This window comes from Exiguobacterium alkaliphilum (assembly GCF_018138125.1).
GTDB lineage: Bacteria > Bacillota > Bacilli > Exiguobacteriales > Exiguobacteriaceae > Exiguobacterium > Exiguobacterium alkaliphilum.
Genome location: NZ_CP073101.1, coordinates 1,997,565 through 2,022,881, shown reverse-complemented (window position 1 = coordinate 2,022,881; position 25,317 = coordinate 1,997,565). Strand labels below are relative to the sequence as shown.

The window sequence follows — 25,317 nt, the reverse complement described above, 5'->3', positions numbered from 1 at the left end:
TTTTCGTTCAGTTCCTTGCTTTTTTTTGCTACACTAATGTACGGAGAGAGAATTAGAGAGAAAGTCGAGGGGATCAACGTGACACCGTCACTCATCAAGATGTGGATTTCATTCGCCGGCATCGGGGCGTTCGCCATCGCGGCGCTCATGGTCGCTGTCAGCCACACGAAACTATCTGGTTGGTTCGGGGCGCTCGTGCGCGTCGTCGCATTCGTCATTTTTTTATTTGGAACGCTCATTATGATTTACGTGGTCGCTTCAGGGCCGACAGGGGGTTGAACCGTTGAAACGAATGTTAGTAGTTGTCAGTCTGTTGGCGGTAACCGTTCTGAGCGGGTGTATGTACCCGCAGTCAAACCGTGTCGACAACGTCCCGTACGAAGAACAGATTCGTTCGGTCCAAACGGCCGTCGACTCGTTCAAAGAGACGACCGGGGTGTTGCCGATTAAAACGAAGCCGGCCGAGACACCGCTCATGGAACGGTATCCAATCGAATTCGGACGTCTTGTCCCAGGGTATATGGCCGACCCGCCGGCGAACAGTTTTGAAGGGGGTGGGCTGTTCTTATACGTCCTCGTCGACGTCGAGGACGAACCGACGGTCAAGCTGATTGATTTACGGGTTACCGAGCGGCTACAGCAGTTGCAGACGAACATTAACGCGTACCGGGCGAAGGAAGGGAAGTTCCCGTTTGCCGGATCGGTCGGTAAAAATCAATTTACGCTCAACTACGACCTCATCTTCGTCGCCGAAGAACCGACGATCCCGAGCCCATACTCCGATAACGAGTTACCGATCTACGTCGACGGGAGCGGACAGCTATTCGTCGACTATCGCCAAGACATCGCGGCCAAGCTCGAAAACACGGATGTGACGCCAGAAGTCGGCGAGGATATTCGGTATTTGCTCTACAATGATTCACCATTCGCCCCAGCTTATTCGCAAGGCTATACGATTAATGAACAAGGCGAAGTCGAGTTTTTAAACAACTGATCGACGAAGCGTCGTGAATATGGGCTTTTCACTTAAAAAATGTTGTCATATCAACGTTTGTACGATATGATTAATCCCGTAAACTCTCTGTGAGAGGAGGTGAATCGTGATGAACAAGACTGAATTGATCCAAGCAGTTGCTGAAAAAGCCGAAGTTTCTAAAAAAGAAGCGACGACAGTTGTTGAAGCTACATTTGAATCAATCACTGAAGCACTCCAAAACGGTGAGAAAATTCAATTGATCGGTTTTGGTACTTTTGAAGTTCGTGAGCGTGCTGCCCGTAAAGGTCGCAACCCACGTACGAAAGAAGATATCGAAATCCCTGCGAGCAAAGTCCCTGCCTTCAAAGCAGGTAAAGCGCTCAAAGACGCGGTCAAATAATAGGCATTACATAAGTCGCCGAAAGGCGGCTTTTTTTGTGTCCGTTTACGAGTTCACATGGCGTGAATGTGACGAAAATGTGCTATACTATGTCAGAATGACAACGAAGAGGACGAGGGGGGATAGCATGGAACAGTGGACAAACGAAAGCGTTGTCACCGACCTTGCTCGTCAAATCGAACAACGCATGACCCATCCGTATTTGACGAGACACGAGATTGTGCCCGCAGTCGACATGCCTTTACTTCGTTGGATGGTCGAATTGATTGACGAAGAATCAACCGAACAACAACAGCTCGTGCTAGCCACGTATTTTGCCCATCAGGCACTCGAGTTGCACGATCAAGTGAAGGATTGTCCGAACGGTTCTTTGGCGCGCCAGTTGAACGTGCTCGCCGGAGACTTCGCATCGGCTCAATTTTATAAAATATTGGCACGATTCCCGACCGACTTCAGTGATCGCTTCGGCCGGACCGTCCAACTCGTCAACGGGGCTAAATGCACACTCGCTTTAGACGACGAGATTTCTGTATCGACATGGATGGAAGCCAACTTTGGCCTCGTCAAGACGTTCGCTGAATTGATCGGTCAAACGTATTTGACGTCGTACGGAAAACAAATCATCGAACAAAGAGCGAAGACATTGCATAAAGAACAACGAGAGCAGCTATCGGCGCTTTTGGCGCATGCTGTCGCTTAGAACGGAAAGGATGTTACGTGTTGCAACCGAAAGAAAAAGAGCAAAAAGTATATGATGTGTTTCAATCCATCTCACCGAGCTACGATACGATGAACTCGATCATCAGTTTCCGGCTCCACAAGTGGTGGCGCAGAGCGACGATGCGACGGATGCAAGTGTTCCCGGGCGCGAAATGTCTCGACGTCTGTTGTGGGACGGCTGACTGGACGATTCAACTCGCCGAAGCGGCAGGAAACACGGGGGTCGTCAAAGGGTTAGACTTCTCGGAGAACATGCTTGCGGTCGGTCACGAGAAAGTAAAACAATATCCGAACATCGAACTCGTTCACGGAAACGCGATGGCGTTGCCGTTTGGCGATGACTCGTTTGATTTTGTGACAATCGGCTTCGGCCTTCGTAACGTCCCGGACTATATGACGGTGCTAAGCGAAATGCATCGCGTCTTGAAACCGGGCGGCACGGTCGTCTGCCTCGAGACGAGCCAACCGACGGCGCCACTCTTCAGCGAGCTGTACCGATTTTACTTCGGTACGGTCATGCCGCTCTTTGGCAAGCTGTTCGCCGGTTCCTATGACCAATATAAATGGCTGCAAGAGTCGACCGACTCGTTCCCGGACCGCCTCACATTGAAGCGAATGTTCGAGACGGCTGGGTTCGAACAAGTCGAGGTCAAACCGTTTTCCGGTGGTGCATGTGCGATGCACTTAGGGAAGAAGTGGTAACCGATGTCTTTAAAACGACTATATCGTCACATGAATCGTGAAATCGATCAAATCGACCGCTTTTTGTCGACACGTGTGCATACGGACCATCCCGTCATCGATGCGGCGTCGAGGCAACTGTTAGACGCGGGCGGGAAACGGATTCGTCCGGCTTTCGTCCTCTTGAGTGCCGCGTTCGGTCAGCAGAATGACATTCGATTGACGAAAGTAGCGGCTAGTCTCGAGCTCATCCACATGGCCTCGCTCGTCCATGACGACGTCATCGACGATGCGACGCTCAGACGCGGCAAGCCGACCGTCATGGAACGGTATGATGAACGTGTCGCCATGTACACGGGAAACACGCTGTTCGGCGAGGCGATCCGCCTCGTCTCCGAAGTCGATTCGCCGGAAGTGATGCAACTCATGGCAGAGACGATGGAATTGATTTGTATCGGCGAAATCAATCAAATCCAAGATCAATACGACTGGTCGCAGTCACCGAAACGGTATTTGGACCGAATCGCTAGAAAGACGGCGCTGCTCATCGAGACGAGTTGTGCCGCTGGGGCAATCGTCTCGGGCGCGTCGCCAGAAGTCGTCAAGCAGTTACGTCTGTTCGGGTATGACATCGGCATGGCGTTTCAAATGACGGACGACCTACTCGACTTCACAGCGAAGAGCTTTCAGCTCGGGAAACCGGTCGGTGAAGATTTGAAGCACGGCCATAAGACGTTGCCGCTCTTCTATTCGGCCGAAGATGGTCGGTTTTACGAGCGCTTATCGCGAGTCGACAGCACGTCGACCCCTGATTTGACGGCCGCGCTCGTCCGCGAGGTACAGCAAAATGGGACGCTTGAACGGAGCCAACAGACGATCGATCGTTACGTTCGCCGGGCCATCAAACGGCTCGAGCCGCTCCCGGACGTGTCAGACAAACGTTCGCTCATCGAGATTGCCGAATATATCGGGAAACGGAAATGGTAATTTGCACGTTGTAACCCCTTTCAATAACGAGAGTGACCGTGTACACTTATAGAGTACATCGTACACATATCGATTTAGGGGGATTAGGGGAATGGAAAAGACATTTTTAATGGTGAAGCCTGACGGCGTAGCGCGTGGCTTGATTGGGGAAATCATCTCGCGCTTTGAAAACAAAGGATACACGTTGAACCGTCTCGAAATGCTTACACCGTCTGTAGAAATCGCAGAAGCGCATTATGCGGAACATAAGGAGAAGCCGTTCTTCGGCGAGCTCGTCGACTTCTTGACGTCAGGTCCGGTCGTCGCGATGGAATGGGAAGGTGAGAACATCATCGCCGTCTCACGCATGATGATTGGGAAGACGAACCCGCTCGACGCGCAACCGGGCACGATTCGGGGCGACTTGGCCGCGACGATGTCACAAAACGTGATTCACGGGTCTGACATTGCCGAGAGTGCCGAGCGGGAGTTGGCGCTTTGGTTCGTCTCTGAAGCATCGCACGTTTCATGACGAGAACGAGGGACGGGGTCACCTGTCCCTTTTTTTGTTGCCGTTGAAGCGCTTACGCGGCATCGAGAACTAGGAAATGAGGAAGAATTGAGGTTGGAACTGGTGATAAATGATTATGCCATCTTCGTGAAAAAATTTTACTTAAAGTCTGGGATTGATTTGAACTTATATAAAGAGGCACAGATGAAGCGCAGGATGATTGCCCTCCGCGAGAAGAAAGGCTATGCCACGTTCATCGAGTACTTCAAAGCGATGGAGGCCGACCGCGGCCTGTACGAAGAGTTTTTAGACCGGATGACAATCAATGTGAGCGAATTTTATCGGAACCCGGTCCGTTGGCAACAGCTCGAGGAGGATATTTTGCCAGAACTCATCCGCAAGAGCCAAGGGAAGTTACGCGTATGGAGCGCCGCCTGTTCGACAGGGGAAGAGCCGTACTCGCTCGCGATGCTCTTATCTAAACATCTGTCACCTGCCCAATTCTCGATTACCGCGACCGACCTCGACGACATCGTCATCGAGAAAGCGAAAGCAGGCAAATACCATGAACGGGCTCTCGTCGACTTGCCGGCCGAGTACCGACAACGTTATTTCACACGGCGGGGCGACGATTACTATATCGCAGAAGACATAAAGAAGCTCGTCACGTTCAAAAAGCACAATTTGTTAGCGGACGTCTATGAACGAAACTTCGATTTGATTGTCTGCCGCAACGTCTTGATTTACTTTACGGAGGAAGCGAAAGAGAAAGTGTACAAATCGTTTCATCGCTCGTTGCGTCCGGGTGGTGTGTTGTTCGTCGGCGGGACAGAGCAAATCTTCCAACCGAAACGTTACGGCTACCGGATGAAGCAAAGTTTCTTTTACGAAAAATACGAAGAGTGAGGTGGCGTGTATGCGTTATTTGACGGCAGGAGAGTCACACGGTCCTGGATTGACCATCATTCTTGAAGGAGTGCCGGCGGGCCTCTCCGTCGACATCGACTTGGTGAATGAAGAATTGAAAAAACGACAATCGGGATACGGACGTGGCCGGCGGATGCAAATCGAATCGGATCGCGTGGACGTCCGGGCCGGGATTCGTCACGGACGGACGACGGGTGCCCCGATCTCGCTTTGGATTGAGAACAAGGACCATACGCATTGGCGGAACGTCATGCAAGCGGAGCCGATCGCAGATGACGCCGAGGTGAAGCGGCGGGTCGTCCGCCCACGGCCAGGGCACGCCGACCTCGTCGGAGGATTGAAGTACGACCATCGCGACCTTCGCGACGTGCTCGAGCGCTCGAGCGCCCGTGAGACGGCAGCCCGCGTCGCGGTCGGCGCCATCAGCAAGCAGTTGCTTGCCGCCGTCGGGATGAGCGTGCTCAGCTATGTGAAAGTGATTGGCGGCGTCGCGGCCGTGAAAACGATGGACTCGAAGGAGGCGCTCATCTCAGCGGTCGAGGCGTCACCCGTCCGCACGTACGACGCGGAAGCGGCAGATCAGATGATGCGCTTGATTGACGAGGCGAAAGCCGCGGGGGATTCCCTCGGAGGCGTCGTCACGACTGAGGTCCACGGTGTCATCCCGGGACTCGGCTCCTACGTTCAGCACGACCGGAAACTTGATGCGCGAATCGCTCAGGCGGTCATGAGCGTGAACGCCATCAAAGGCGTCGCTTTCGGGGACGGGTTTGACATGGCGTATCGTCCGGGTTCGGAAGTGATGGACCCGATCGCCTATGACGAGACCGGTTACACTCGACTCTCGAATCACCTTGGCGGCTTTGAAGGCGGGATGACGACGGGGATGCCGATCGTCTGCACGGCCGTCATGAAACCGATCCCGACCCTATACAAACCGCTCCCGTCGGTCGACATCGAGACGAAACAGCCGTTCCTCGCTCAAATCGAGCGCAGTGACGCGTGTGCCGTCCCGGCCGCCTCGCTCGTCGTCGAAGCGGTCGTCGCCTTCGAACTTGCGCGTGAGCTGTGTGAAACGTTCGGGCACGATACGGTGGAACGGATACAAAACCGAGTCGCGACGTATCGTGAGGAGATTCGGACATGGTGACGATTCGCGTCGATGCGTCGACCCCATATGATGTGACGATTGAACGCGGTGATGCTTGGCTCGACCGCGTTCAAGCTTTTTCTGGTTCGACGGTTTGGGTCGTGACCGATGAGACGGTCGACCGACTCCATGGCCAGACGTTTCGAGAACGGCTGGCGCCCGTCCATCAAGACATTGTCTGGTCGGTCGTGCCACCAGGCGACGAATCGAAGTCGCTTTCCGTCATCGAACGGCTCGTCTCCGAAGGATTGACGTCCGGATGTGACCGCGATACGATCGTTCTCGCCTTCGGCGGCGGCATGGTCGGGGATTTGGCCGGTTTTTTGGCGAGCGTCTATATGCGGGGCGTCCGTTACATCCAAGTCCCGACGACGATTCTGGCGCACGATTCGGCCGTCGGCGGAAAAGTCGCCGTCAACCATCCGCTCGCCAAAAATGCGATCGGTGCGTTCTATCAACCGATGGGCGTCCACTACGACGTCACGCGACTCGAGACGTTACAGCAACGTGACGTCCGGAGCGGTCTCGGCGAACTGATCAAGCATGCGTATCTTTCTGAGCATGTGCTCGAGGCGTCGTTCGAGGATGCGTTGTTCGACGCCTTGACGGGCCCGATCGATTGGACGGAGTGGCTCGCGCGAGGCATTGAAGTGAAGCGTCGCATCGTCGAGGCGGACGAGCGAGAAGCAGGAGTTCGGGCGTGGCTCAATTTCGGCCATACGTTCGGCCATGCGCTCGAGACGAGTGAACGGTATCGGCTCGCCCATGGAGAGGCCGTCCTGTATGGGATGGTGTATGCCTTCCTTTTGAACGGGGACACGGACCGGGCGAGGCGGTTAGCAGACTGGATGACAGCGAACGAAGTTACACCGGTCGCCTGGCGTCCATTTGAAGACTATCGGACGTTAATGGGACGGGATAAAAAAAATCGCGGCGGTGAAGTCCGGTTCGTCTTGCTCGGTGAAACCGTCACGGTCGAACCGGTGTCAGACGATCGCCTCATCGCCGCCTTCAATCAACTGAAAGGATGGATGTAGCATGGGATTGACAGGACGGATTCGTGTCCCGAGTGACAAATCGATCACGCATCGCGCTGTCATGTTCGGTGCCGTCGCGCATGGTGTGACGACGATTCATGACCCGCTCCTTGGAGCCGATTGCCGGTCGACGATGGAGGCCATGCGTCGCCTCGGGGCGACGGTGGAGGAACGAGCTGACCGGGTCGTCATCACGGGAACGGACAAGATGGCGTCGACGACGATTGACTGCGGCAACTCGGGGACAACGATGCGTCTCCTCACTGGACTGCTCGTCGGGTTTGACGGGACGTATGAGTTGATGGGTGACGAATCGCTCTCGAAACGGCCGATGGGACGTGTCACGGTACCGCTACGTGAGCGTGGGGCCGATATCGAAGGCGATTACGCCCCGATTCGCATCCGAGGAAGCGAACTGGGCCGCATCGACTACACGTTGCCTGTCGCGAGCGCCCAAGTCAAATCGGCCATCTTGCTGGCAGGGCTTCGGGCCAAGGGAGAGACGATCGTGCGAGAGCCGATGTTGTCGCGTGACCATACGGAACGGATGTTGCCACTGTTCGGCGGTCGCATCGATGTGACGATCGAGGACGGGGTACGAGTGATCCGACTCGACCCGGGTGGATTGAAGGGAGCGACGGTCCACGTCCCGGCCGACCCGTCGTCGGCTGCATTCTTTTGGGCCGGAGCGGCCATCGTCCCGAATAGTCGAGTCACGACAGTCGATGTTTGTTTGAACGAGACGCGCATCGGCTTTTTGCGGACGCTTGAACGGATGGGCGCGTCCGTTTCGATTGAGCGGGCGCGCCCGCTCGGAGAGGAGACGGTCGCCGATGTGACGGTCTCGACGAGCACGCTTCGCGGCATCGAGTTAGGCGGCGAGGCGATTCCGCATCAAATCGACGAGTTGCCGCTCTTTGCCCTCGTCGCGTCACAGGCGACAAGCCCGTCGACTGTGCGAGACGCAGGCGAACTGCGTGTGAAAGAGACGGACCGCATCCGGACGGTCGTGACCGAACTGAAGACGCTCGGTGTCGACATCGAAGAGACTGAGGACGGGTTCACCGTCCGCCCGAGTCCGATTCGAGGTGGGGACGTGGATGCGTTTGGCGACCATCGGCTGTCGATGATGCTGCAGATTGCGGCGCTTTTGACGGACGATCCTGTCCACATTCATGGGATGGATGTCTCGGATGTCAGTTACCCGCAGTTTCATCAAGATTTACAACGGCTCGGTCGTGAGATAGAATAACGTCAATAGTTGTTGTCGGTAGGAGGAAGATCAATGTTAGATGAATCAGAATTGAACCATATTGTCGAGATGCTCGAGGCCGGGGAGACAGAACACGCCCTGCACCATCTCGAATCGCTTGAAAAAGAGGGCTCGGACGAAGACCGGCTAGCCATCGCCGATCTTTATCTCGAGCTCGGACTCGCCGACCGCGCGGTGAACGTCCTAGCCGCGCTTTACGTCGATTATGCGGGGAATCCGCACGTGGCGTTGTCGCTCGCCGAGGCATATCTTGATAGCGACCGGGAAGAAGAAGCGATTGCCGTGCTCGAGAAAGTCGACACGAAAGATCGAGAGGCACACGTCCGCAGTCTCGTCTTATTGGCCGATTTGTATCAATCGCAAGGACTCGACGAAGTCGCCGTCAAAAAACTACTTGAGGCACTCGAGACGAATCCGGATGAGCCGCTCCTTATTTACGGGCTCGCTGAATTGTACGCGTCGATTGGTTCATTTGAACAAGCCGTCCCGCTCTATGCGCGACTGCCGCATCTGGCGTTGCCTGAAGAGATCGATTATCAGGCCGATTACGCCGAGGCGCTCACGATGATCGGGTCGTTCGAAGAGGCGCTCGTCGAATTCGAGAAGTCGACGGGCCGAAACTTGAATACCGTGTTCGGGCATGCGATGACGGCCCACCGCATCGGGCGTGACGAGGTCGCGGTCAAACAGTTCGAGGAGTTGCGGACGATGGACCCGGACTTCACGTCGCTCTATCTTCCCTATACGGAAGCGCTCGAGGCGCTCGGACGAATCGATGAGGCGCTCGAGATGATTAGCCACGGGATTGAACGAGACGATTATAACGACGAGTTACGGACGGTGAAGGCAAAACTGTTCTTGCGTCAAGGTGCGACCGACGAAGCGGTAAACGAGCTGCGTGAAGCGCTCGCCTTGAATCCGGAATCGCTCGAAGCGACTGAGTTGCTCTTGTCCGTCTTGTTTGAAGCTGGGGACATGGATGCCGTCATCGAGACGATCGACGCCCTCGAAGACCACTCGACATCACCGCTCATGACGTGGTACAAGGCAAAAGCCGCCTATGAACTCGAGGCGTACGAAGACGCCGTCGTTTTATATGAATCGATTGAAGACGTTTATAAAGAGGACGTGTCTTTTGCGACCGAATGGGCTACACTGTTAGTAGAAGAAGGACAGCGCGATAAGGCGAAGCGTACGCTAGAGCAAACGCTTGCGCTCACCGTCGACGTGGACGACCGTCAAGCGCTCGAAGAACGGCTTGACTCGTTGGCGGACCGCGATTAATCGATAAAAAAGGAGATGGGGTCACATGGTGGAGCGGAAAAAGAACTTTTTAAAGCGATTCCTCGCTCATCATACGTTGCGTAAGCGAGAGGCCAAATGGATTATCGATTATTGGCTCAGGCATCCAGAGAAACTCGGCAACGTCCATTTTGTGACGAACGCGTCCGTCGCCCCGCGAAGCCTCGTGATGACAGCGTACGGCTTTGACGGGGAACCTTTCCGATATCGTCGCGGCGACCTCGTCACGGTCAATCCGGAGAAGGCGTATCATGACATTCGCCTCCATGACGGTGCGATTTACGTCGAACTCAATTTCCAGGGCATGATGATTGACGAGAATTGGATTGACATTGTCGAGCCGAACCCGTTCGAACCCGTTGCCGAAGTAAAAGACGAAGTGACGACATCGGCACAGACCGTCATCCGTGCCTCGGTCGCCCAGTTCGAGGAAGAACGATTGCTCGTCGAAATCGACGAGGCGCTCGACCGACGTGATGAGAAGTTGTTCCGCAACTTGACGAGTAAACTCCATCAAGTTCGAGCCTCAAAATTATTTTAGGAAAAACAAGCGCTTCCGTTATGGGTAGCGCTTGTTTTTTGGTATATTAATGACGTAGGAATACACAATAATTTCACATTTCGTTCATAAGTTTGAACAAGCAATGAACGGAGGTGCGATACAATAGACATGATGAATCATGTCTAGAGAGGAGGGGAAAGATGAGGTTCGATAGTATTGATGCGCGAAAGTCGCTCACGGAACGACAATACGTCGATACGCTCGTCGTCCCGCTCGTCGAACTCGCGTTCGACGAGGAGATGGTTCGTAAAGCTGAAGGGAACGAGGTCATCCAGGCGGTGGCGCTCGAGACGGAACGACAGCTCTCTGGACGAACGATGCTCTGCCCGACGCTTAGTTACGTCGACGTGGAAACCGGCTCTTTACTTGCGGAGACCGTCCTCGAGAGAGCGACGGCGTCGGGTTTCTCTCACGTGTTGTTCATCTCTTCAGACGTCCGCTTCAAAGCGTTCGATTTACCGATCATATTCGTGCCGCCGTTAGCGTTGAAAGGGATGTCGGGCGAGCAGTCGCACACGATGGTTCAAAATTTTGCGACACAAGTCATCACAGAGCTTTCTGCCCGTTGGATGGCGACATGAAGCGGTTGACGTAGAGGTTTTATTGATATACTATTTTGTTGAGTGAGAAATTTTTGTGAAGAATGCATAAAGAATTATGGGGTTATGCACACGAATGAGGGGGGAACGAAATGGCTCAAAAAGGGTCAAAAGTCACGCGCCGTCAGTTCTTAACGTACACACTGACTGGAGTAGGTGGCTTTATGGCGGCAACATTGATCAGTCCGATGGTCAACTTTGCAATCGATCCGGTACTTAAAAGATCGGATGCGGGTGACAAAGTTCGAGTGATGAGTCTCGATGACATCACGACTGAGCCGCAACGTGTCGACTTTAAAAAACAAACGCAAGATGCATGGTATGAGTTCGAAGAGACGCTCTCAGCATGGGTCTTCAAAGATGAGAGCGGAGAGGTGATCGCCTTGTCTCCGATCTGTACGCACCTCGGCTGTCAAGTAGGATACGGCGGCGATCCGACGCGTCCAACAGAATTTTTCTGCCCGTGCCACTTCGGTCGTTATACGAAGGACGGGACGAACATTCCAGGTACGCCTCCGACATCACCACTTGCCCGTTATGAAAAAGAAGAAAAAGACGGATTCCTATACTTGGGCAGTCCGGTCACACAGTTGTGAGAGGGGGAATAGCCGATGTTACAAAAAATTTATGATTGGGTCGATGAACGCGTCGACATCACGCCGTTATGGCGCGACATCGCTGACCATGAAGTACCAGAACACGTCAACCCTGCCCATCACTTTTCAGCATTTGTCTATTGCTTCGGCGGTTTGACGTTCTTTACGATCGTGATTCAAATCTTGTCAGGGATGTTCTTGACGATGTATTACGTACCTGACATCATCAACGCGCACGCGTCGGTCTACTACTTACAAAACGAGATCGCACACGGTCAAATCGTCCGTGGGATGCATCACTGGGGCGCATCGGTTGCGATCGTCATGTTGTTCTTGCATACGCTCCGCGTATTCTTTACAGGCTCTTATAAAAAGCCGCGCGAACTCAACTGGGTCGTCGGCGTCTTGCTCTTCTTCGTCGTCTTGGCGCTCGGTCTCACAGGTTACTTGTTGCCTTGGGATATGAAAGCGTTGTTCGCGACGAAAGTTACGCTTCAGATTGCTGAGAGTGTCCCGGTCATCGGTGGCATCGCCAAAACGCTTCTCGCCGGTGGTGAGATCGTCGGCGCCCGGACGCTCACGAACTTCTTCGCCATTCACGTCTTCTTCTTACCGGCGGCCTTGTTCGGACTCCTTGGGGCTCACTTCTTGATGATTCGTAAACAAGGAATATCTGGACCGCTTTAAGCCGATTCGAAGACAAAAAGGAGGAGAAACGATATGCATCGCGGTAAAGGGATGAAATTTGTGACCGACTCTCGAGTAGGAATCTCGAATCGGAAACAGAACATTGCAAAAGACTATTCAGAATACCCAGGACGCACAGAAGCGTTTTGGCCGAACTTCTTGCTTAAAGAGTGGATGGTCGGATCAGTCTTCTTGATCGGATTCATTGCTTTGACGATTGTTAAAGCTGCGCCACTTCAAAACATCGCTGATGCGACGAACACGTCATATATTCCACTTCCGGACTGGTATTTCTTGTTCTTGTATCAATTGCTCAAATATCAGTTTGCAGCAGGGGATTGGATTTTACTCGGTACGGTCATCATGCCGGGAATCGCCTTTACGGCGCTTTTGATTGCACCATGGCTTGACCAAGGGCTCGAGCGCCGACCGGCGAGACGCCCAGTCTCGACAACGTTCATGTTGCTTGGTATCCTTTCGATCGTCTACTTGACGTGGGAGTCGGTACAAACGACGCACTGGGACCAAGTCCATGAGCAAGGTATCCTTGTCGTCCCAGGTGAAGGCCCAGAGATTGACACGGCGGCCCCGGGTTATGAAATCTATGCGGCCCAATCATGTGTCAACTGTCACGGTCAAAACCTAGAAGGTGGCGCTGCAGCCCCACCGCTCGTCGGTACGACTTACTCGGCAGAAGAGATTGCCGAAATCTCTGTGAACGGGATTGGCGCGATGCCAGCCGGTCAATGGGACGGTTCGGATGAAGATCTTCAAGCTATGGCTGAATTCATCGCTTCATACGGTGAAGGCGGCGAAAACAACCAGTAATCCAACGCGTGCGGTCCAATTGGGCCGCGCGTTTTTACTTTCCCTTCGGCTCGCGCTACAATAAGGAAAAAAGGACGGTTTGAACATGTTACATAACGTTTGGTATCCTTTCTTGAGACATAAAGCCGTGCTCAGCGTGTTGTTCGTCATCAACTTGCTCGGTACGATTTACGGTTACATCTGGTACGAGCCACAACTGCGGGATACGCCGCTCATCTACTGGCCGTTCGTGCCGGATAGTCCGACGGCTTCGCTCTTCTTCACGGTCGTGCTCGGTCTTTGGATTTTCGGCAAGCGATCGCCACTCCTAGAGACGCTCGCCTTCATTACTTTAATCAAATACGGTGTCTGGGCCGTCGTCATGAACGTCTTGTTTTTACGGACGCTCGGTAGTGATGCCGACACGTTCACGGTGCTCATGGCACTCATGCTCATGGTGTCGCACGGCGCCATGGCCGTCCAGGCGCTCCTTTACGCCCCGTTCATGACGTGGACGATACGCTCGTTCGTGTTGACGCTCGTTTGGGTCATCCATAACGACGTCGTCGATTATGTGCTCGGCCAATGGCCACGTTACCCCGCGCTCGCCGAACATATCATGTGGATCGGATACGGGTCGTTTTGGCTGACAGGATTGTGTTTTTTTGTGGGATATGTGCTCGTCCTACGCACTTCACTTGATAATAAGGTCATGAGAATGTAAAATTGAACTATCAAATACACGCAGAGGTGATATAGAAAATGTCATTAGGTGGTTATATTTTCTATCTTGCACTGATTATGCTCATCCCGCTATGGGCTCAGATGCGAGTGAAAAGTACGTATAAGAAATTTTTACAGCAACGCCTCCAAAGCGGTGTCACCGGCGCGCAAGTCGCAGACTTCATCATGAAGCAAAACGGTGTCAACGATGTACGCATCGAGATGGTCGACGGACTGATGAGCGACCATTACGACCCGGTCAACAAAGTCGTCCGCTTGTCACGTGAAGTGTATCAAGGCTCGACGATCTCGTCAGCAGCCATCGCGGCGCACGAGATCGGGCACGTCATCCAAGATGCGACCGACTATAAGATGATGCGCGTCCGCCATCGTCTCGTCCCGGTCGTCAACATCACGTCGAACTTGTCGTTCCCGCTCCTCCTCGGCGGATTCTTGTTAGGTGCCTTAGGACTCGCTCAGCTCGGTGTCATCATGATGCTCGGTGCGGTCGTGTTCCAACTCGTGACGCTTCCGGTCGAGTTCGATGCCTCGAAACGGGCGATGGCCGAATTGACGAGCCACGGGATCGTCACGGCGAACGAAGAGTCAGGCGCACGAAAAGTGCTCAACGCCGCAGCTTGGACATATGTCGCCGCCACGCTCGTCGCGGTCGCGGAACTCATCCGTTTGGCGCTCATCGTCTTCATGCCACGTGATGAGTAGAATCATCAGTCCCGTCCACGTGACGGGATTTTTTCATTTCGCTTTCGAAAGGAGCAACCGATGCATCAACCACAATTGACGACAGCGGGGCGCCACCGCTTGCAGGAACAGCTCGAGACGCTGCGAGGCGACAGCCGGCGCGAGGCGCTCGAACGCGTCAAGGCGGCCCGGAAGTTCTGTGATTTTCGAGAAGACGTGACGTATATGGACGCGGTCCGGGAACAAGCGCGGATCGAGTCAAAGATCGTCGAACTCGAGCGGCTACTCGCTCATGCCGTCATTGTCGAGACGGGCCGCTCAGACGTCGTCGCGTTCGGCAGCCGCGTCGTCATCCGCGAGATACCCGGTGGGGATGAAGAGACGTACCGCATCGTCGGTGAACACGAAGCCGATTTGGCGAAAGGCACGATTGCCGACACGTCGCCGCTCGGTAGCGGGTTAATCGGGGGCGTCGTCGGCCAAACCGTTTCAATCGTTTCACCGGGCGGGACGCTCGACTTTGAGATCGTCCGAATCGAAAGATGACGAGGCGAACAACCGTTAAAAAAACAAGCCACCGGCAGCGAGTTCGCTGCCGGTGGCTTGTTTGATGTCTCTGAGGTTTCGATTACTTCAGTGGGACCCGATTCTCGTCGAACGTGAAGCCTTCCCCGCCGACCTCGTACACGTGATGGAACGTGACGAAGGCGTGCGGGTCGATCTGTTTGACGATCGTCTTCAGGCGGTTGACCTCGTTGCGACCGACGACGACATAGAGCACCTCGAGCTCTTTGTTCGAGTAGCCACCTTTGGCGATGAGGCGTGTCGTCCCACGATTCATCGTCGCGTGGATGCCGTCAGCGATCGCCGTCCGATGGTCGCTGATGATCATCGCGGCCTTGCCGGCGTACGTTCCTTCCTGCATCGAATCGATGACGCGAGCCCCGACATAGACGGCGAGGAGCGTGTACATCGCCTCGCGGATGTCGAGATACGTCAAACTGAGTACGATGACGAAGAAGTCGAAGACGAGGAACGTCTTCCCGATCGACCATCCGACATAGCGCTGGACGAGGCGGGCGATGATGTCGACGCCGCCGGTCGTGCCGCCGTTATTGAAGATGATGCCGAGGCCGACGCCGATGAAGAGCCCGGCGAACAAGCTCGCGAGCACCATGTCGTCGGTCAAATCGATGACGAGGTTCGAGTACTTGGCGACGAGCGCGTACCAGAGCGAGAAACTGAACGTCCCGATGAGCGTATAGATGAACGTCGTCCGCCCGAGCAGCTTATAACTGACGAAGAAGAGCGGGATGTTGAGCGCCAAGTTCGTGATCGAGGGCGACCAGTCGAACAAGCCGCGCAGAATCAACGTGATCCCGGTGAAGCCACCTTCGGCCAAATTGTTTTGTACGTTGAAGTGATACACCCCGAACGCAAAAATGAAAGAACCAATTAAGATAAAGATAATATTGCGAAAACGAATCGGTAACTGGACCGTCATTTCGTTCACCTCCCATTTCCTAGAGTACTCGAAAAACCTCTCGATTGCCTACCCTCTACATATGACATTCGCGGAGGAGTCCGATATACTTTTCACAGAAGAGGTGATTGATTATGAAAATAGTAGCAATCGGGGCCCATCCGGACGATATCGAGATCGGTATCGCCGGGATGACGGCCCAATGGAGACGCGACGGCATCGAGGTCGTCTATGTCGATTTGACGCGGGCCGAGCTGTCCTCGAACGGGGACGTCGACACGCGCGCCGTCGAGGCGGGATACGCCGACGCCGTGCTCGGGGTTCGTCGCCTCAATCTCGGGTTCCCGGACCGTGGACTGACCGGGGACGAAATCCAAATCGAGACGCTCGTCCGGTTGATTCGGACCGAGCGTCCGACGCATGTCTTGTATCCGTACGGCGTCGACCGTCATCCCGACCATCGGGCCTGTGCCCGGCTCGTCGAGGAGGCGCTCTTTAACGCCGGGATTCGTAAATACTTACCGGACGTGCCGGCGTATCGACCGGACAGCGTCTATCAATATATGATTAACGCGCTCGAGACGCCTGACGTCTGCATCGACATCAGCGAGACGATGGAGACGAAGCTGCGTGCCTTGTCTGCGTATGAGAGCCAATTCATGCCCGTCGACGGCGTCCGCACCCCGCTCACAGATGAATACATCGAGCGCGTGCGGGCCCGGGAGCGGCATTTCGGCAGTTTAATCGGGACGACGTACGCCGAAGGCTTGATGACCGTCAAGCCTTACGCCGTCAGGAAGGCGGGTGGGCTCGCATGAAGCTCCGGATTGGTGTCCTCTGTTATCCATCGGTCGGGGGGTCGGGCATTCTCGCCACCGAGCTCGGGATGAAGCTCGCCGACCGCGGCCATGACGTCCATTTCATCACGTCGAGCATCCCGTTCCGATTGAACGCGTATCATCCGAACATCACGTTCCATCAGGTCGAGATCAATCAATATTCGGTGTTTCGCTATCCACCGTACGACATTACGCTCGCTTCGAAGATCGCGAGCGTCATCCAGGCGTTCGGTCTCGACGTCATCCATGCGCATTACGCCGTGCCGCACGCCGTCTGTGCCGCGCTCGGGCGCGAGATGGCCGGGACGAACATCCCGATCGTCTCGACGCTACACGGGACCGATATTACCGTCCTCGGGGAGGATGAGGAGCTGAAACCGGCCATCCTATACGGGCTTCGGCAATCGAACGCCATCACGGCCGTGTCCGATAGCCTGCGGCAAGAGACGCTCGAACGGATCGGGTCCGACTTGTCGATTGACGTCATCCATAACTTCATCGACGAGTCGGTGTACCGTCCGCTCGATGATTCGTCACTTCGGGAACGTTACGGCTTGACCGAATCGGACCATGTCGTCATCCACGTCTCGAACTTCCGCCAAGTGAAACGGATCGATCTCGTCCTCGAAGCGTTCGACCGGATGGACGTGCCGGATAAGAAACTGCTCCTCGTCGGGGACGGCCCGCTCATGGGGGCGATGCGCCGCCAAGTGAGCGAGTTGTCGCTCGAGCAAGACGTCATCTTCGCCGGGAAGCAAGAACAAGTCGCGGAACTGTTAGCGATCAGTGACGTGCACGTCCTGTTATCGGATAAAGAGGCGTTCGGTCTCGTCGCGCTCGAGGCGATGGCGACGGGCATCCCGTCGGTCGTCTCGGACGCCGGCGGCTTGCCGGAAGTGATCACCGATGGGGCGGAAGGGTTCGTCGTCGCCCGTGGTGACGTCGCCGGGGCGACAAAAGCGCTCGAGAACATCTTGCTCGACAAGGCGCTACAGATGCGGTTACGGGAAAACGGGTTGAAACGGGCCAAACAGTTCGCTTCGGCCGATATCGTGTCCGCCTACGAATCACTTTATGAACGGGTGGTGCGCGTATGACAGAGTGGGAATACGCAAAACAGATTATCGAAACGATTAACGCCCGCGGCGGCGAGGCGTATATTGTCGGCGGCGCCGTCCGGGATTATATGCTCGGACATTTGCCGGACGACATCGACATCGCGACGTCGCTCTTCCCGGACGAGGTGCTCGCGCTCTTCCCGAAGGCGGTGCCGACCGGGATTGACCACGGGACGGTGACGGTCATCTTAGACCATCACCCGTTCGAAGTGACGACGTTCCGCTCGGAAGGTACGTACTCCGACTCGCGTCGCCCCGACCACGTCGCCCTCGGCGTCTCACTCGAGGAGGATTTGCTCCGACGCGATTTCACGATGAACGCGATGGCGTTCCACGACGGCAACGTCGTCGACTTGTTCGGCGGACGGCTCGACCTCGAAGCGAAAGTCATCCGAACCGTCGGGAGCCCGTACGAACGGTTCGACGAGGACGCCCTCCGCATCATGCGGGCGTTCCGTTTTATGGCCCAGCTCGACTTCACACTCGACGAGGAACTCGTCCGCGCAGCCTCGGCGCTCGGGCACAAGCTTCGCCATATCGCCATGGAGCGCATCGCCATCGAGTTCGAGAAGCTGATGGCGGGTCCGGCCTATAAGCGGGCGCTCTCGTCGCTCATGGCGGCCGGGATTCATGCCCACTTGCCGGATATGGATCGCCATCTCTTGGAAAAGGTCATCGACGACGACCGGAGACCGGTCAACGCGCTCGGCGGCTGGGCGCTCTTCCTTCACCATGTCGGTGACGCGAATTGGCTCGCTGCCTGGAAACGGTCGAACGCGACCAAACGTGAAGCAAGTCGGCTCGCTAGGTTGCTCTCGACCGGCCTCGACACGTTCGCGATTTACGACACGCCCGAGGCGACGCTCGACACGTACTTACGGATGGAAGGCCGGACGGACCGGGCCCTCGAGTTGAAGCGGGCATTGCCGATTCAACGTCGCAGTGAGCTTCGTTTCGATGGTCGTGACGCCATCGCCATCGGGGCGAAAGGCGCGACGATTAAACAGTTACTTGCCCATCTGGAACGAGTGGTGCTCCACGGCGAGCTCTCGAACGAGGAGACGATTTTACGGAAGGAGGCAGGCGCATGGCTTCGACACGAGGAAAGGTCTTGAGCCTCTTGCAAGACGGGGCGGTTTGGAGCGGGCAGGAGTTGGCCCGGCAATTAAATATTTCACGTACCGCTATTTGGAAGCATATCGAGACGTTAAAACAAGACGGTTACGCGATCGAGACGATTCCACGAAAAGGGTATCAATTGCTTGAGCAGAACGACCGCTTCGATGAGACGGCGTTCGTCTCCGTCCGGCGTGGCCGTTTCGGGCAACACGTTCACGCGTACGACCAAGTCGACACGACGCAACGGATCGCCCACGAGCTCGCTCAACGAGGGGCGGCGGAAGGGACGATTGTCATCAGCGAAGAACAGACGGCCGGCCGCGGACAACTCGGACGACAATGGTACAATCCGAGCCGGGTCAATATTGCGGCGAGCGTCATTTTACGTCCGGACTTGCCGATTCGTGACGCGTCGAAGTTGACCCTCATGGCGGCGAGCGCGTTCGCCCGCTCTCTCAACCGTGAAGGGATTGCCGCAACGATCAAATGGCCGAACGACCTGCTCTTGAACGGGAAGAAAATCGGCGGGATTTTGACGGAGATGCAAACCGAGGGCGACCGGATACAAGCGGTCATCCTCGGCTTCGGCTTCAACGTCAACGGTAACACGATTCCAGAGGAACTGCTTCATCGGGCAACGTCACTGAAGCGAGAGACAGGCGTCATCCATCGTCGGAGCGAATTGCTCGCTCGTTTGTTAGAAGATCTCGAGTCCGAGTACGAGCTGTTTCTTGAGACGGGATTTCGTCCAATCCAGGAACATTGGCTCCAAAACGCCGCCTATCTCAACGAGACCATCTCTTTAAAGACGGCTGGAAAGACGAAGACTGGCGTCATGCGTGGCATCTCACCAGAAGGCGCGCTACTACTTGAGACGGAAGCCGGAGTCGAACCGATTTACTCAGCGGAAATCGCGGTTTGGAATGATTGAATGAAAGCGGTGCGTGGTCTATAATGAATGTGCCGGACGCTATCGCTCGCGAAGTGTACCGGACTGCAGACCGTCACTCACATTTTATTGTCTGCCTTGATCATTTTGACAGGGACAGAAGGACACTCAATCATTGAGTTTGCTTTCGTGCGCCTTCTTGTCGATAAGAAGGCGCTTTTACTTTCCTGTCTCCCATTTAGGAGGAGAACTTATGCACACGATGACATCACTACTCAAAAAGATGAAACAAGAAGAGAAATTGGTCATGTTGACCGCCTACGACTATCCGTCGGCAAAACTCGCCGAGGCCGCTGGTGTCGACATCATCTTGGTCGGGGATTCGCTCGGGATGGTCGTGCTCGGCTATGACTCGACGATTCCGGTAACGACGGCAGACATGATTCATCACGCCAAGGCGGTACGCCGCGGGGCACGTGACACGTTCGTCGTTGTCGATATGCCGTTTGCGACTTATCACGGGGATTTTGACCGGACGCTCCAAGCGGCCGCATCCTTGTTCCAAGACGGCCAAGCCGACGCCATCAAGCTCGAAGGAGCGGGCGAGGTGCTCGAGACGATCGAACGGCTGACGAAAGTCGGCATGCCGTGTGTTGCCCATCTCGGCTTGACGCCGCAATCCGTCGGCGTGCTCGAAGGCTATAAAGTACAAGGCAAGTCACTTGAGGATGCCGAACAGTTGATTGCCGATAGTCTCGAGGCTGAGCGCGTCGGTGCGAAGATGCTCGTGTTGGAATGTGTGCCGCACCAGCTCGCGAAGAAGATTGCGGAAGCACTTACAATCCCGGTCATCGGAATCGGTGCCGGTGCCGATGTGGACGGGCAAGTGCTCGTCTATCACGACATCTTGAAATACGGAGTCGACCGGCTGCCGAAGTTCGTCGAGGCGTATGCGGATGTAAACGAAGTGGCGACGACGGCAATTCGCCATTATGTCGAGTCGACGAAAGACGGTTCATTCCCGCTCGAGCGGCACACGTTCACGATGGACGAGTCTTTGCTCGACACGCTCTACGGGGGCAAGGCATGAACATCGTCACGACACCGAGCGCGTTGCAGCAACTGTTGACAGACGCCGGGACGATCGGTTTCGTCCCGACGATGGGCTATTTACATGAAGGACACCTCAGTCTCGTCGAGGCGGCCAAAGCCGAGAACGATCTCGTCGTCATGAGCATCTTCGTCAACCCGACCCAGTTCGGGCCAAACGAGGACCTTGACCGTTACCCGCGTGACTTTGAGCGAGACGAGGCGCTCGCCCGTGAGGCAGGTGTCGACGTGTTGTTCTATCCGACGACCGAGACGATGTATCCGCTCGATATGGCACGGGTGACGGTACGGACCGGCGCGGACGTCTTATGCGGGGCGAGTCGTCCCGGTCATTTCGATGGCGTCTTGACCGTCGTATCGAAGCTGTTCAATCTCGTCCGTCCGACACGCGCCTATTTCGGATTAAAGGATGCGCAACAAGTCGCTCTAATCGAAGGTTACGTCCGCGACTATTTCGTCCCGGTCGAGATTCGTCGCTGTGCGATTATTCGCGAACCGTCGGGCCTCGCGAAGTCGTCACGGAACGTCTATCTGTCAGACGTGGAAAAAACGGATGCGAGCGAAATCAACCGCGCCTTGACCGATGCGTACGACGCGCTTGAAGACGGCGAGCCGCTCCGAGACGTGATGGCACGACTCGAGGAACGGTTGCAAAACATTCCGAATAGCATGATCGACTATGTCGAAGTGAAAGACTATCCGACGTTGACCGAGGCGACCTCGGCATCGACCGAACTATTGATTGCCGTGGCGGTGCAGTTCGAACGGGCCCGCCTGATTGATAATGTGATTTGGAAGAGAGGATGAATCGAATGATTCGAACATTTATGCACGCGAAACTACACAAGGCGACCGTCACCGAGGCGAACTTGCATTACGTCGGCTCCATCACGATCGATGAGGATTTGATGGATGCGGTCGGCATTATGGAAAACGAACATGTGCACATCACGAACAACCATAACGGGGCCCGCATCGAGACATACGTCATCAAAGGCGAGCGCGGCTCAGGCGTCATTTGTTTGAACGGGGCCGCAGCGCGACATTTCCAAGTCGGCGATGTCGTCATCATCATGGCGTATGGTCAAATGACGGCGGAAGAAGCGAAAATGCATCGTCCGAAAGTGGCCGTCTTGAACGAACGCAACGAGGTCGACCAATTGCTCTATGAAGAGATTGCACACACAGTATTGTGAAGCGAACGGGGGCGTCTAGTATAGGCGTCCCCGTTTTTTCGTCTTTCGTTCTATGGTAAGATGAGACAGATAGCAAGCACGCGCGTGCCGAAGATGGGATGGATGTTATGGACACTTATGTGATAGTGGATTTAGAGACGACCGGTCATTCCGTTAAATCCGGCGACGAACTGATTGAGTTCGCGGCGGTAGTCGTACAAGGGAGTGAAGTGATTGAGCGCTACAGTACCTTGATTCGACCGAGTCGTCCGATCCCACCCTTTATCACGCAGTTGACGACGATCACCGATCGTGATGTGGCGGATGCCCCGACGTTTGAAGAGGTCATTCCCGACATATGGAAGATGTTAGACGGGCGCATCTTCGTCGCCCACAACGTCACGTTTGATTTGAATTTTTTAAATGAAAGTTTGGAGCAGGCCGGGTATATGCGCTTTGAAGGACGGGCCATCGACACGGTCGAACTGGCCCGAATCCTTTACCCGACCCTTGAAAGTCACGCCCTCGAGGCGCTCTCCGACACGTTCGACCTGGTGCATACGGATGCGCACCGGGCGCTCAGTGATGCCGAGGCTACGGCAGAGCTGTTCATCCGTCAAATCGAACGGCTCCGAGATCTGCCGGTCGTGACGCTCAAACAGCTCCGGCGCTTGTCGGAGTCTTGGACGAGCAACATCGAACCGTTACTCGATGAGTTGATTGTCGAGGTCGGTATTCGTCCGGATGACGAAACGAATTATGACATTCATCGCAAGATTGCCTTGAGACGTCTGACGGACGCACACGTCGAAGCGGTCGAACGCGAACCGTTCGAGCCGTTCCTCCATCGGACGATCGAAGAGACGCTTCCGTCATTGTTCCATCAGTTCGAACCGCGGCAAAGTCAGTTCGAGATGATGCGGCACGTCTACAAGGCGCTCGACGACGAGGCGACCTTGTTAGTCGAAGCGGGGACGGGGACAGGGAAGACGCTCGCCTACCTCATCCCGAGTGCACACCATGCCCTCGAGACGAAGCGGCCCGTCGTCGTCAGCACACATACGATTCAATTGCAGGAACAACTGCTCAATCGGGACTTGCCGATTTTACAGGCGATATTCCCGGAAGTGGCGTTCACGCTGTTGAAAGGTCGCCGCAACTACATCGATTTACGGAAGTTCGAGGCGGTCCTCGAGGAAAAGACGGACGGACTGCTCACGGGGATGTGCAAAGCGATGGTGCTCGTCTGGTTGACGGAGACCGAGACGGGCGACCTAGAGGAGCTATCGCTACCTGGAGCGGCCACACAAGGGCCTGCCTCGTTCAAACGGTTGATTCAAGCGGACGCGGCCTCGGAGTTCGGGCGCTTCGACCCATGGTATGGCCGGGACTTCTTCACAAGGGCCGTCTTGCGCTCGAAAGAGGCGGATATCATCGTGACGAACCATGCGCTCTTATTCTCCGACCTTCAGCATCAGGCCGGGATTTTGCCGACCGATACACCGCTCGTCCTTGACGAGGCGCACCAAGTTGAGGAAGTCGCGTCCCATCATTTCGGTGTCACGTTCGATGCGCTCCAATTCGACCGTGTGTTCAAATGGTTCGGGTACGGGGCCGATGGGAAGTTTCACTCACGGTTGTTGCAACTCGCCGATCTGACGTCGGTGTCAGAAGAGACGGAGGCGTTCAGCCGTGACACGGACGTCGCGCTCGCAGGAGTCGACGCGGAGCTCGATGACCTATTGACGGCGCTTTACTCGCTCGGCAAGAAGAAAGAGCCGCGTCAAACGGTGCGCTTTGAACGGGAAGGGAACGCCTTCCAGCCGATTCGGGAAGTGGCGAGACGACTCGAATCGAAACTACGGACATTGCGGATGTCGCTCCGGCAGATGCACCGCCTTCTTGATGAACATAAAGAACATATGACGTTCAAGCAACGGGCCATCATCGCGGACTTCAAGGCGTTCATCGGGGATGTGCGCGAACTCGAGAGCGTCTTGTTCGAGACGATGCTCGCCCGGGATGACGACTCGGTCAGTTGGGTCGAGCTGAACCTAGCGAATCGAAAGCTGACTTCGGTTTACACGCAACCGGTCGAGATTGGTCCGTTGCTCCACGAGCGGCTGTTCAACAAGCGGCCGACGATTTTGACGTCGGCGACGATGACGGTGTCGGGACGGTTCGGCTTCATCGAGCGTCGGCTCGGGTTAGACGGGGAAGACGTGCGGCGCGTCGTCTTGCCGTCGCCGTTTGATTTCAAACGGCAGGCGAAGCTGTTCGTCCCGTCCGACCTCCCGCTCATCAATGAAGTGCCGCTCCCACAGTTCGTCGAACAGACCGCGGACGCCATCGCAAAGATTGCCAACGTCACAAAAGGGCGCATGCTCGTGTTGTTCACTTCGAACGAACTGCTACGCCTGACGCATGAGGCGGTGAAAGACCAACTCGACGAAGCATATACGCTTCTCGCCCAAGGTGTCAGCGGCGGATCGAGAAGTCGGTTGACGAAGCAGTTCAAGCGCATCGATCAGTCGATTTTGTTCGGTACGGCTAGCTTTTGGGAAGGCGTCGACATCCCAGGCGAGGCGCTCACGTGTCTCATCATCGTCAGGCTACCGTTCGCACCGCCGGACCAGCCCGTCATGCAAGCCCGGGGTGAGAAGATTGAGGCGACCGGAAAATCGTCATTCTTTGAACTGTCCTTGCCACAGGCCGTCATCCGTTTCAAACAAGGGGTCGGCCGGTTGATTCGTTCGAAAGACGACTACGGCGCCATCTTCGTCTTTGACCGCCGTGTCGAGACGACGCGTTACGGCAAGCAATTCCTCAATAGTCTGCCCGCCGTCGACCGAATCGAAGGACCAATCGAGACGGCGCTCGCAGAACTTGAACTTTTTTTGGACGACAAAGCGAAGACCGGCCTAGGAAATGACAGATAACGCTAGGCATGAAGAAGTTATCGTTT

29 protein-coding genes are annotated in these 25,317 nt (G+C 55.4%); 28 read left to right on the top strand and 1 reads right to left on the bottom strand.

Annotated features, from left to right (window positions below):
* The first annotated feature begins 78 nt into the window (after positions 1–78).
* The 20 genes from KB235_RS10470 to KB235_RS10375 all read left to right on the top strand — a co-directional run bounded on the left by KB235_RS10470 (position 79) and on the right by KB235_RS10375 (position 15,165).
* Complete coding sequence (locus tag KB235_RS10470; protein WP_034808542.1) at positions 79–279, top strand: DUF2768 domain-containing protein; 201 nt, start codon at positions 79–81, stop codon at positions 277–279.
* 13 nt (positions 280–292) lie between these two features.
* Entirely contained in the window at positions 293–994 is a 702-nt protein-coding gene (locus KB235_RS10465) for a hypothetical protein (RefSeq protein ID WP_209325624.1), read from the top strand.
* A gap of 109 nt (positions 995–1,103) precedes the next feature.
* On the top strand, positions 1,104–1,376 hold the full coding sequence (locus KB235_RS10460) for an HU family DNA-binding protein (RefSeq protein ID WP_024370177.1): 273 nt from the start codon (positions 1,104–1,106) through the stop codon (positions 1,374–1,376).
* A 127-nt stretch (positions 1,377–1,503) separates the two neighbouring features.
* Complete coding sequence (locus tag KB235_RS10455; RefSeq protein ID WP_211779611.1) at positions 1,504–2,076, top strand: heptaprenyl diphosphate synthase component 1; 573 nt, start codon at positions 1,504–1,506, stop codon at positions 2,074–2,076.
* Positions 2,077–2,096: 20 nt separating this feature from the next.
* Positions 2,097–2,798, top strand: coding sequence for a demethylmenaquinone methyltransferase (locus KB235_RS10450; protein WP_034808547.1), 702 nt, complete (start codon positions 2,097–2,099; stop codon positions 2,796–2,798).
* 3 nt (positions 2,799–2,801) lie between these two features.
* Positions 2,802–3,764, top strand: coding sequence for a polyprenyl synthetase family protein (locus KB235_RS10445; RefSeq protein ID WP_034815184.1), 963 nt, complete (start codon positions 2,802–2,804; stop codon positions 3,762–3,764).
* A 91-nt stretch (positions 3,765–3,855) separates the two neighbouring features.
* On the top strand, positions 3,856–4,275 hold the full coding sequence (ndk, locus tag KB235_RS10440; protein ID WP_211779610.1) for a nucleoside-diphosphate kinase: 420 nt from the start codon (positions 3,856–3,858) through the stop codon (positions 4,273–4,275).
* Positions 4,276–4,380: 105 nt separating this feature from the next.
* Entirely contained in the window at positions 4,381–5,160 is a 780-nt protein-coding gene (locus KB235_RS10435) for a CheR family methyltransferase (RefSeq protein ID WP_034808572.1), read from the top strand.
* Between the two features lie 10 nt (positions 5,161–5,170).
* Positions 5,171–6,331, top strand: coding sequence for a chorismate synthase (gene aroC / locus KB235_RS10430; protein ID WP_211779609.1), 1,161 nt, complete (start codon positions 5,171–5,173; stop codon positions 6,329–6,331).
* On the top strand, positions 6,325–7,368 hold the full coding sequence (locus tag KB235_RS10425; protein WP_211779608.1) for a 3-dehydroquinate synthase: 1,044 nt from the start codon (positions 6,325–6,327) through the stop codon (positions 7,366–7,368). Before aroC ends, KB235_RS10425 begins: the two co-directional genes overlap by 7 nt.
* 1 nt (position 7,369) lies before the next feature.
* On the top strand, positions 7,370–8,620 hold the full coding sequence (gene aroA, locus KB235_RS10420; RefSeq protein WP_034808554.1) for a 3-phosphoshikimate 1-carboxyvinyltransferase: 1,251 nt from the start codon (positions 7,370–7,372) through the stop codon (positions 8,618–8,620).
* Between the two features lie 33 nt (positions 8,621–8,653).
* Positions 8,654–9,925, top strand: coding sequence for a tetratricopeptide repeat protein (locus tag KB235_RS10415; protein ID WP_211779607.1), 1,272 nt, complete (start codon positions 8,654–8,656; stop codon positions 9,923–9,925).
* A 25-nt stretch (positions 9,926–9,950) separates the two neighbouring features.
* On the top strand, positions 9,951–10,484 hold the full coding sequence (locus KB235_RS10410; protein WP_034808558.1) for a ReoY family proteolytic degradation factor: 534 nt from the start codon (positions 9,951–9,953) through the stop codon (positions 10,482–10,484).
* Between the two features lie 161 nt (positions 10,485–10,645).
* Positions 10,646–11,086, top strand: a complete 441-nt coding sequence (locus KB235_RS10405) for a DUF2487 family protein (protein ID WP_034809142.1) — start codon at positions 10,646–10,648, stop codon at positions 11,084–11,086.
* Positions 11,087–11,196: 110 nt separating this feature from the next.
* Complete coding sequence (locus tag KB235_RS10400; protein WP_034815195.1) at positions 11,197–11,700, top strand: QcrA and Rieske domain-containing protein; 504 nt, start codon at positions 11,197–11,199, stop codon at positions 11,698–11,700.
* A gap of 15 nt (positions 11,701–11,715) precedes the next feature.
* The gene (gene qcrB, locus KB235_RS10395; protein WP_021067209.1) at positions 11,716–12,387 is read left to right on the top strand and encodes a menaquinol-cytochrome c reductase cytochrome b subunit; all 672 of its coding nucleotides are present in this window, start codon (positions 11,716–11,718) and stop codon (positions 12,385–12,387) included.
* A 33-nt stretch (positions 12,388–12,420) separates the two neighbouring features.
* Positions 12,421–13,215 (top strand): menaquinol-cytochrome c reductase cytochrome b/c subunit, encoded by a 795-nt coding sequence (locus KB235_RS10390; protein WP_034809138.1) that lies wholly within the window; start codon positions 12,421–12,423, stop codon positions 13,213–13,215.
* An 85-nt stretch (positions 13,216–13,300) separates the two neighbouring features.
* Positions 13,301–13,918, top strand: coding sequence for a DUF1405 domain-containing protein (locus KB235_RS10385; protein WP_211779606.1), 618 nt, complete (start codon positions 13,301–13,303; stop codon positions 13,916–13,918).
* A 38-nt stretch (positions 13,919–13,956) separates the two neighbouring features.
* The gene (locus KB235_RS10380) at positions 13,957–14,640 is read left to right on the top strand and encodes a zinc metallopeptidase (protein WP_034809132.1); all 684 of its coding nucleotides are present in this window, start codon (positions 13,957–13,959) and stop codon (positions 14,638–14,640) included.
* Positions 14,641–14,700: 60 nt separating this feature from the next.
* Positions 14,701–15,165, top strand: coding sequence for a GreA/GreB family elongation factor (locus tag KB235_RS10375; protein ID WP_211779605.1), 465 nt, complete (start codon positions 14,701–14,703; stop codon positions 15,163–15,165).
* An 82-nt stretch (positions 15,166–15,247) separates the two neighbouring features.
* On the opposite strand, the gene KB235_RS10370 is transcribed toward KB235_RS10375, so the two are convergent.
* Entirely contained in the window at positions 15,248–16,123 is an 876-nt protein-coding gene (locus tag KB235_RS10370; RefSeq protein ID WP_034815197.1) for a YitT family protein, read from the bottom strand.
* A 113-nt stretch (positions 16,124–16,236) separates the two neighbouring features.
* Here KB235_RS10370 and bshB1 point away from each other — a divergent pair, with 113 nt between their 5' ends.
* The 8 genes from bshB1 to dinG all read left to right on the top strand — a co-directional run bounded on the left by bshB1 (position 16,237) and on the right by dinG (position 25,291).
* Positions 16,237–16,920: a bacillithiol biosynthesis deacetylase BshB1 gene (gene bshB1, locus KB235_RS10365; RefSeq protein ID WP_211779604.1), complete on the top strand. Its 684-nt coding sequence runs from the start codon at positions 16,237–16,239 to the stop codon at positions 16,918–16,920.
* On the top strand, positions 16,917–18,038 hold the full coding sequence (bshA, locus tag KB235_RS10360) for an N-acetyl-alpha-D-glucosaminyl L-malate synthase BshA (protein WP_034815199.1): 1,122 nt from the start codon (positions 16,917–16,919) through the stop codon (positions 18,036–18,038). The genes bshB1 and bshA overlap by 4 nt, the downstream gene beginning before the upstream one ends.
* A complete protein-coding gene (locus tag KB235_RS10355) occupies positions 18,035–19,174 on the top strand; it encodes a CCA tRNA nucleotidyltransferase (RefSeq protein ID WP_211779603.1) in 1,140 nt (379 codons plus the stop codon). Before bshA ends, KB235_RS10355 begins: the two co-directional genes overlap by 4 nt.
* Positions 19,147–20,109: a biotin--[acetyl-CoA-carboxylase] ligase gene (locus tag KB235_RS10350; RefSeq protein WP_211779602.1), complete on the top strand. Its 963-nt coding sequence runs from the start codon at positions 19,147–19,149 to the stop codon at positions 20,107–20,109. The genes KB235_RS10355 and KB235_RS10350 overlap by 28 nt, the downstream gene beginning before the upstream one ends.
* Before the next feature lie 211 nt (positions 20,110–20,320).
* Positions 20,321–21,157: a 3-methyl-2-oxobutanoate hydroxymethyltransferase gene (panB, locus tag KB235_RS10345; protein WP_034809119.1), complete on the top strand. Its 837-nt coding sequence runs from the start codon at positions 20,321–20,323 to the stop codon at positions 21,155–21,157.
* Entirely contained in the window at positions 21,154–21,984 is an 831-nt protein-coding gene (panC, locus tag KB235_RS10340) for a pantoate--beta-alanine ligase (RefSeq protein ID WP_211779601.1), read from the top strand. Before panB ends, panC begins: the two co-directional genes overlap by 4 nt.
* A gap of 5 nt (positions 21,985–21,989) precedes the next feature.
* A complete protein-coding gene (gene panD / locus KB235_RS10335) occupies positions 21,990–22,373 on the top strand; it encodes an aspartate 1-decarboxylase (protein ID WP_034809114.1) in 384 nt (127 codons plus the stop codon).
* A gap of 107 nt (positions 22,374–22,480) precedes the next feature.
* A complete protein-coding gene (gene dinG / locus KB235_RS10330) occupies positions 22,481–25,291 on the top strand; it encodes an ATP-dependent DNA helicase DinG (protein WP_211779600.1) in 2,811 nt (936 codons plus the stop codon).
* The last annotated feature ends 26 nt before the right edge of the window (positions 25,292–25,317 follow it).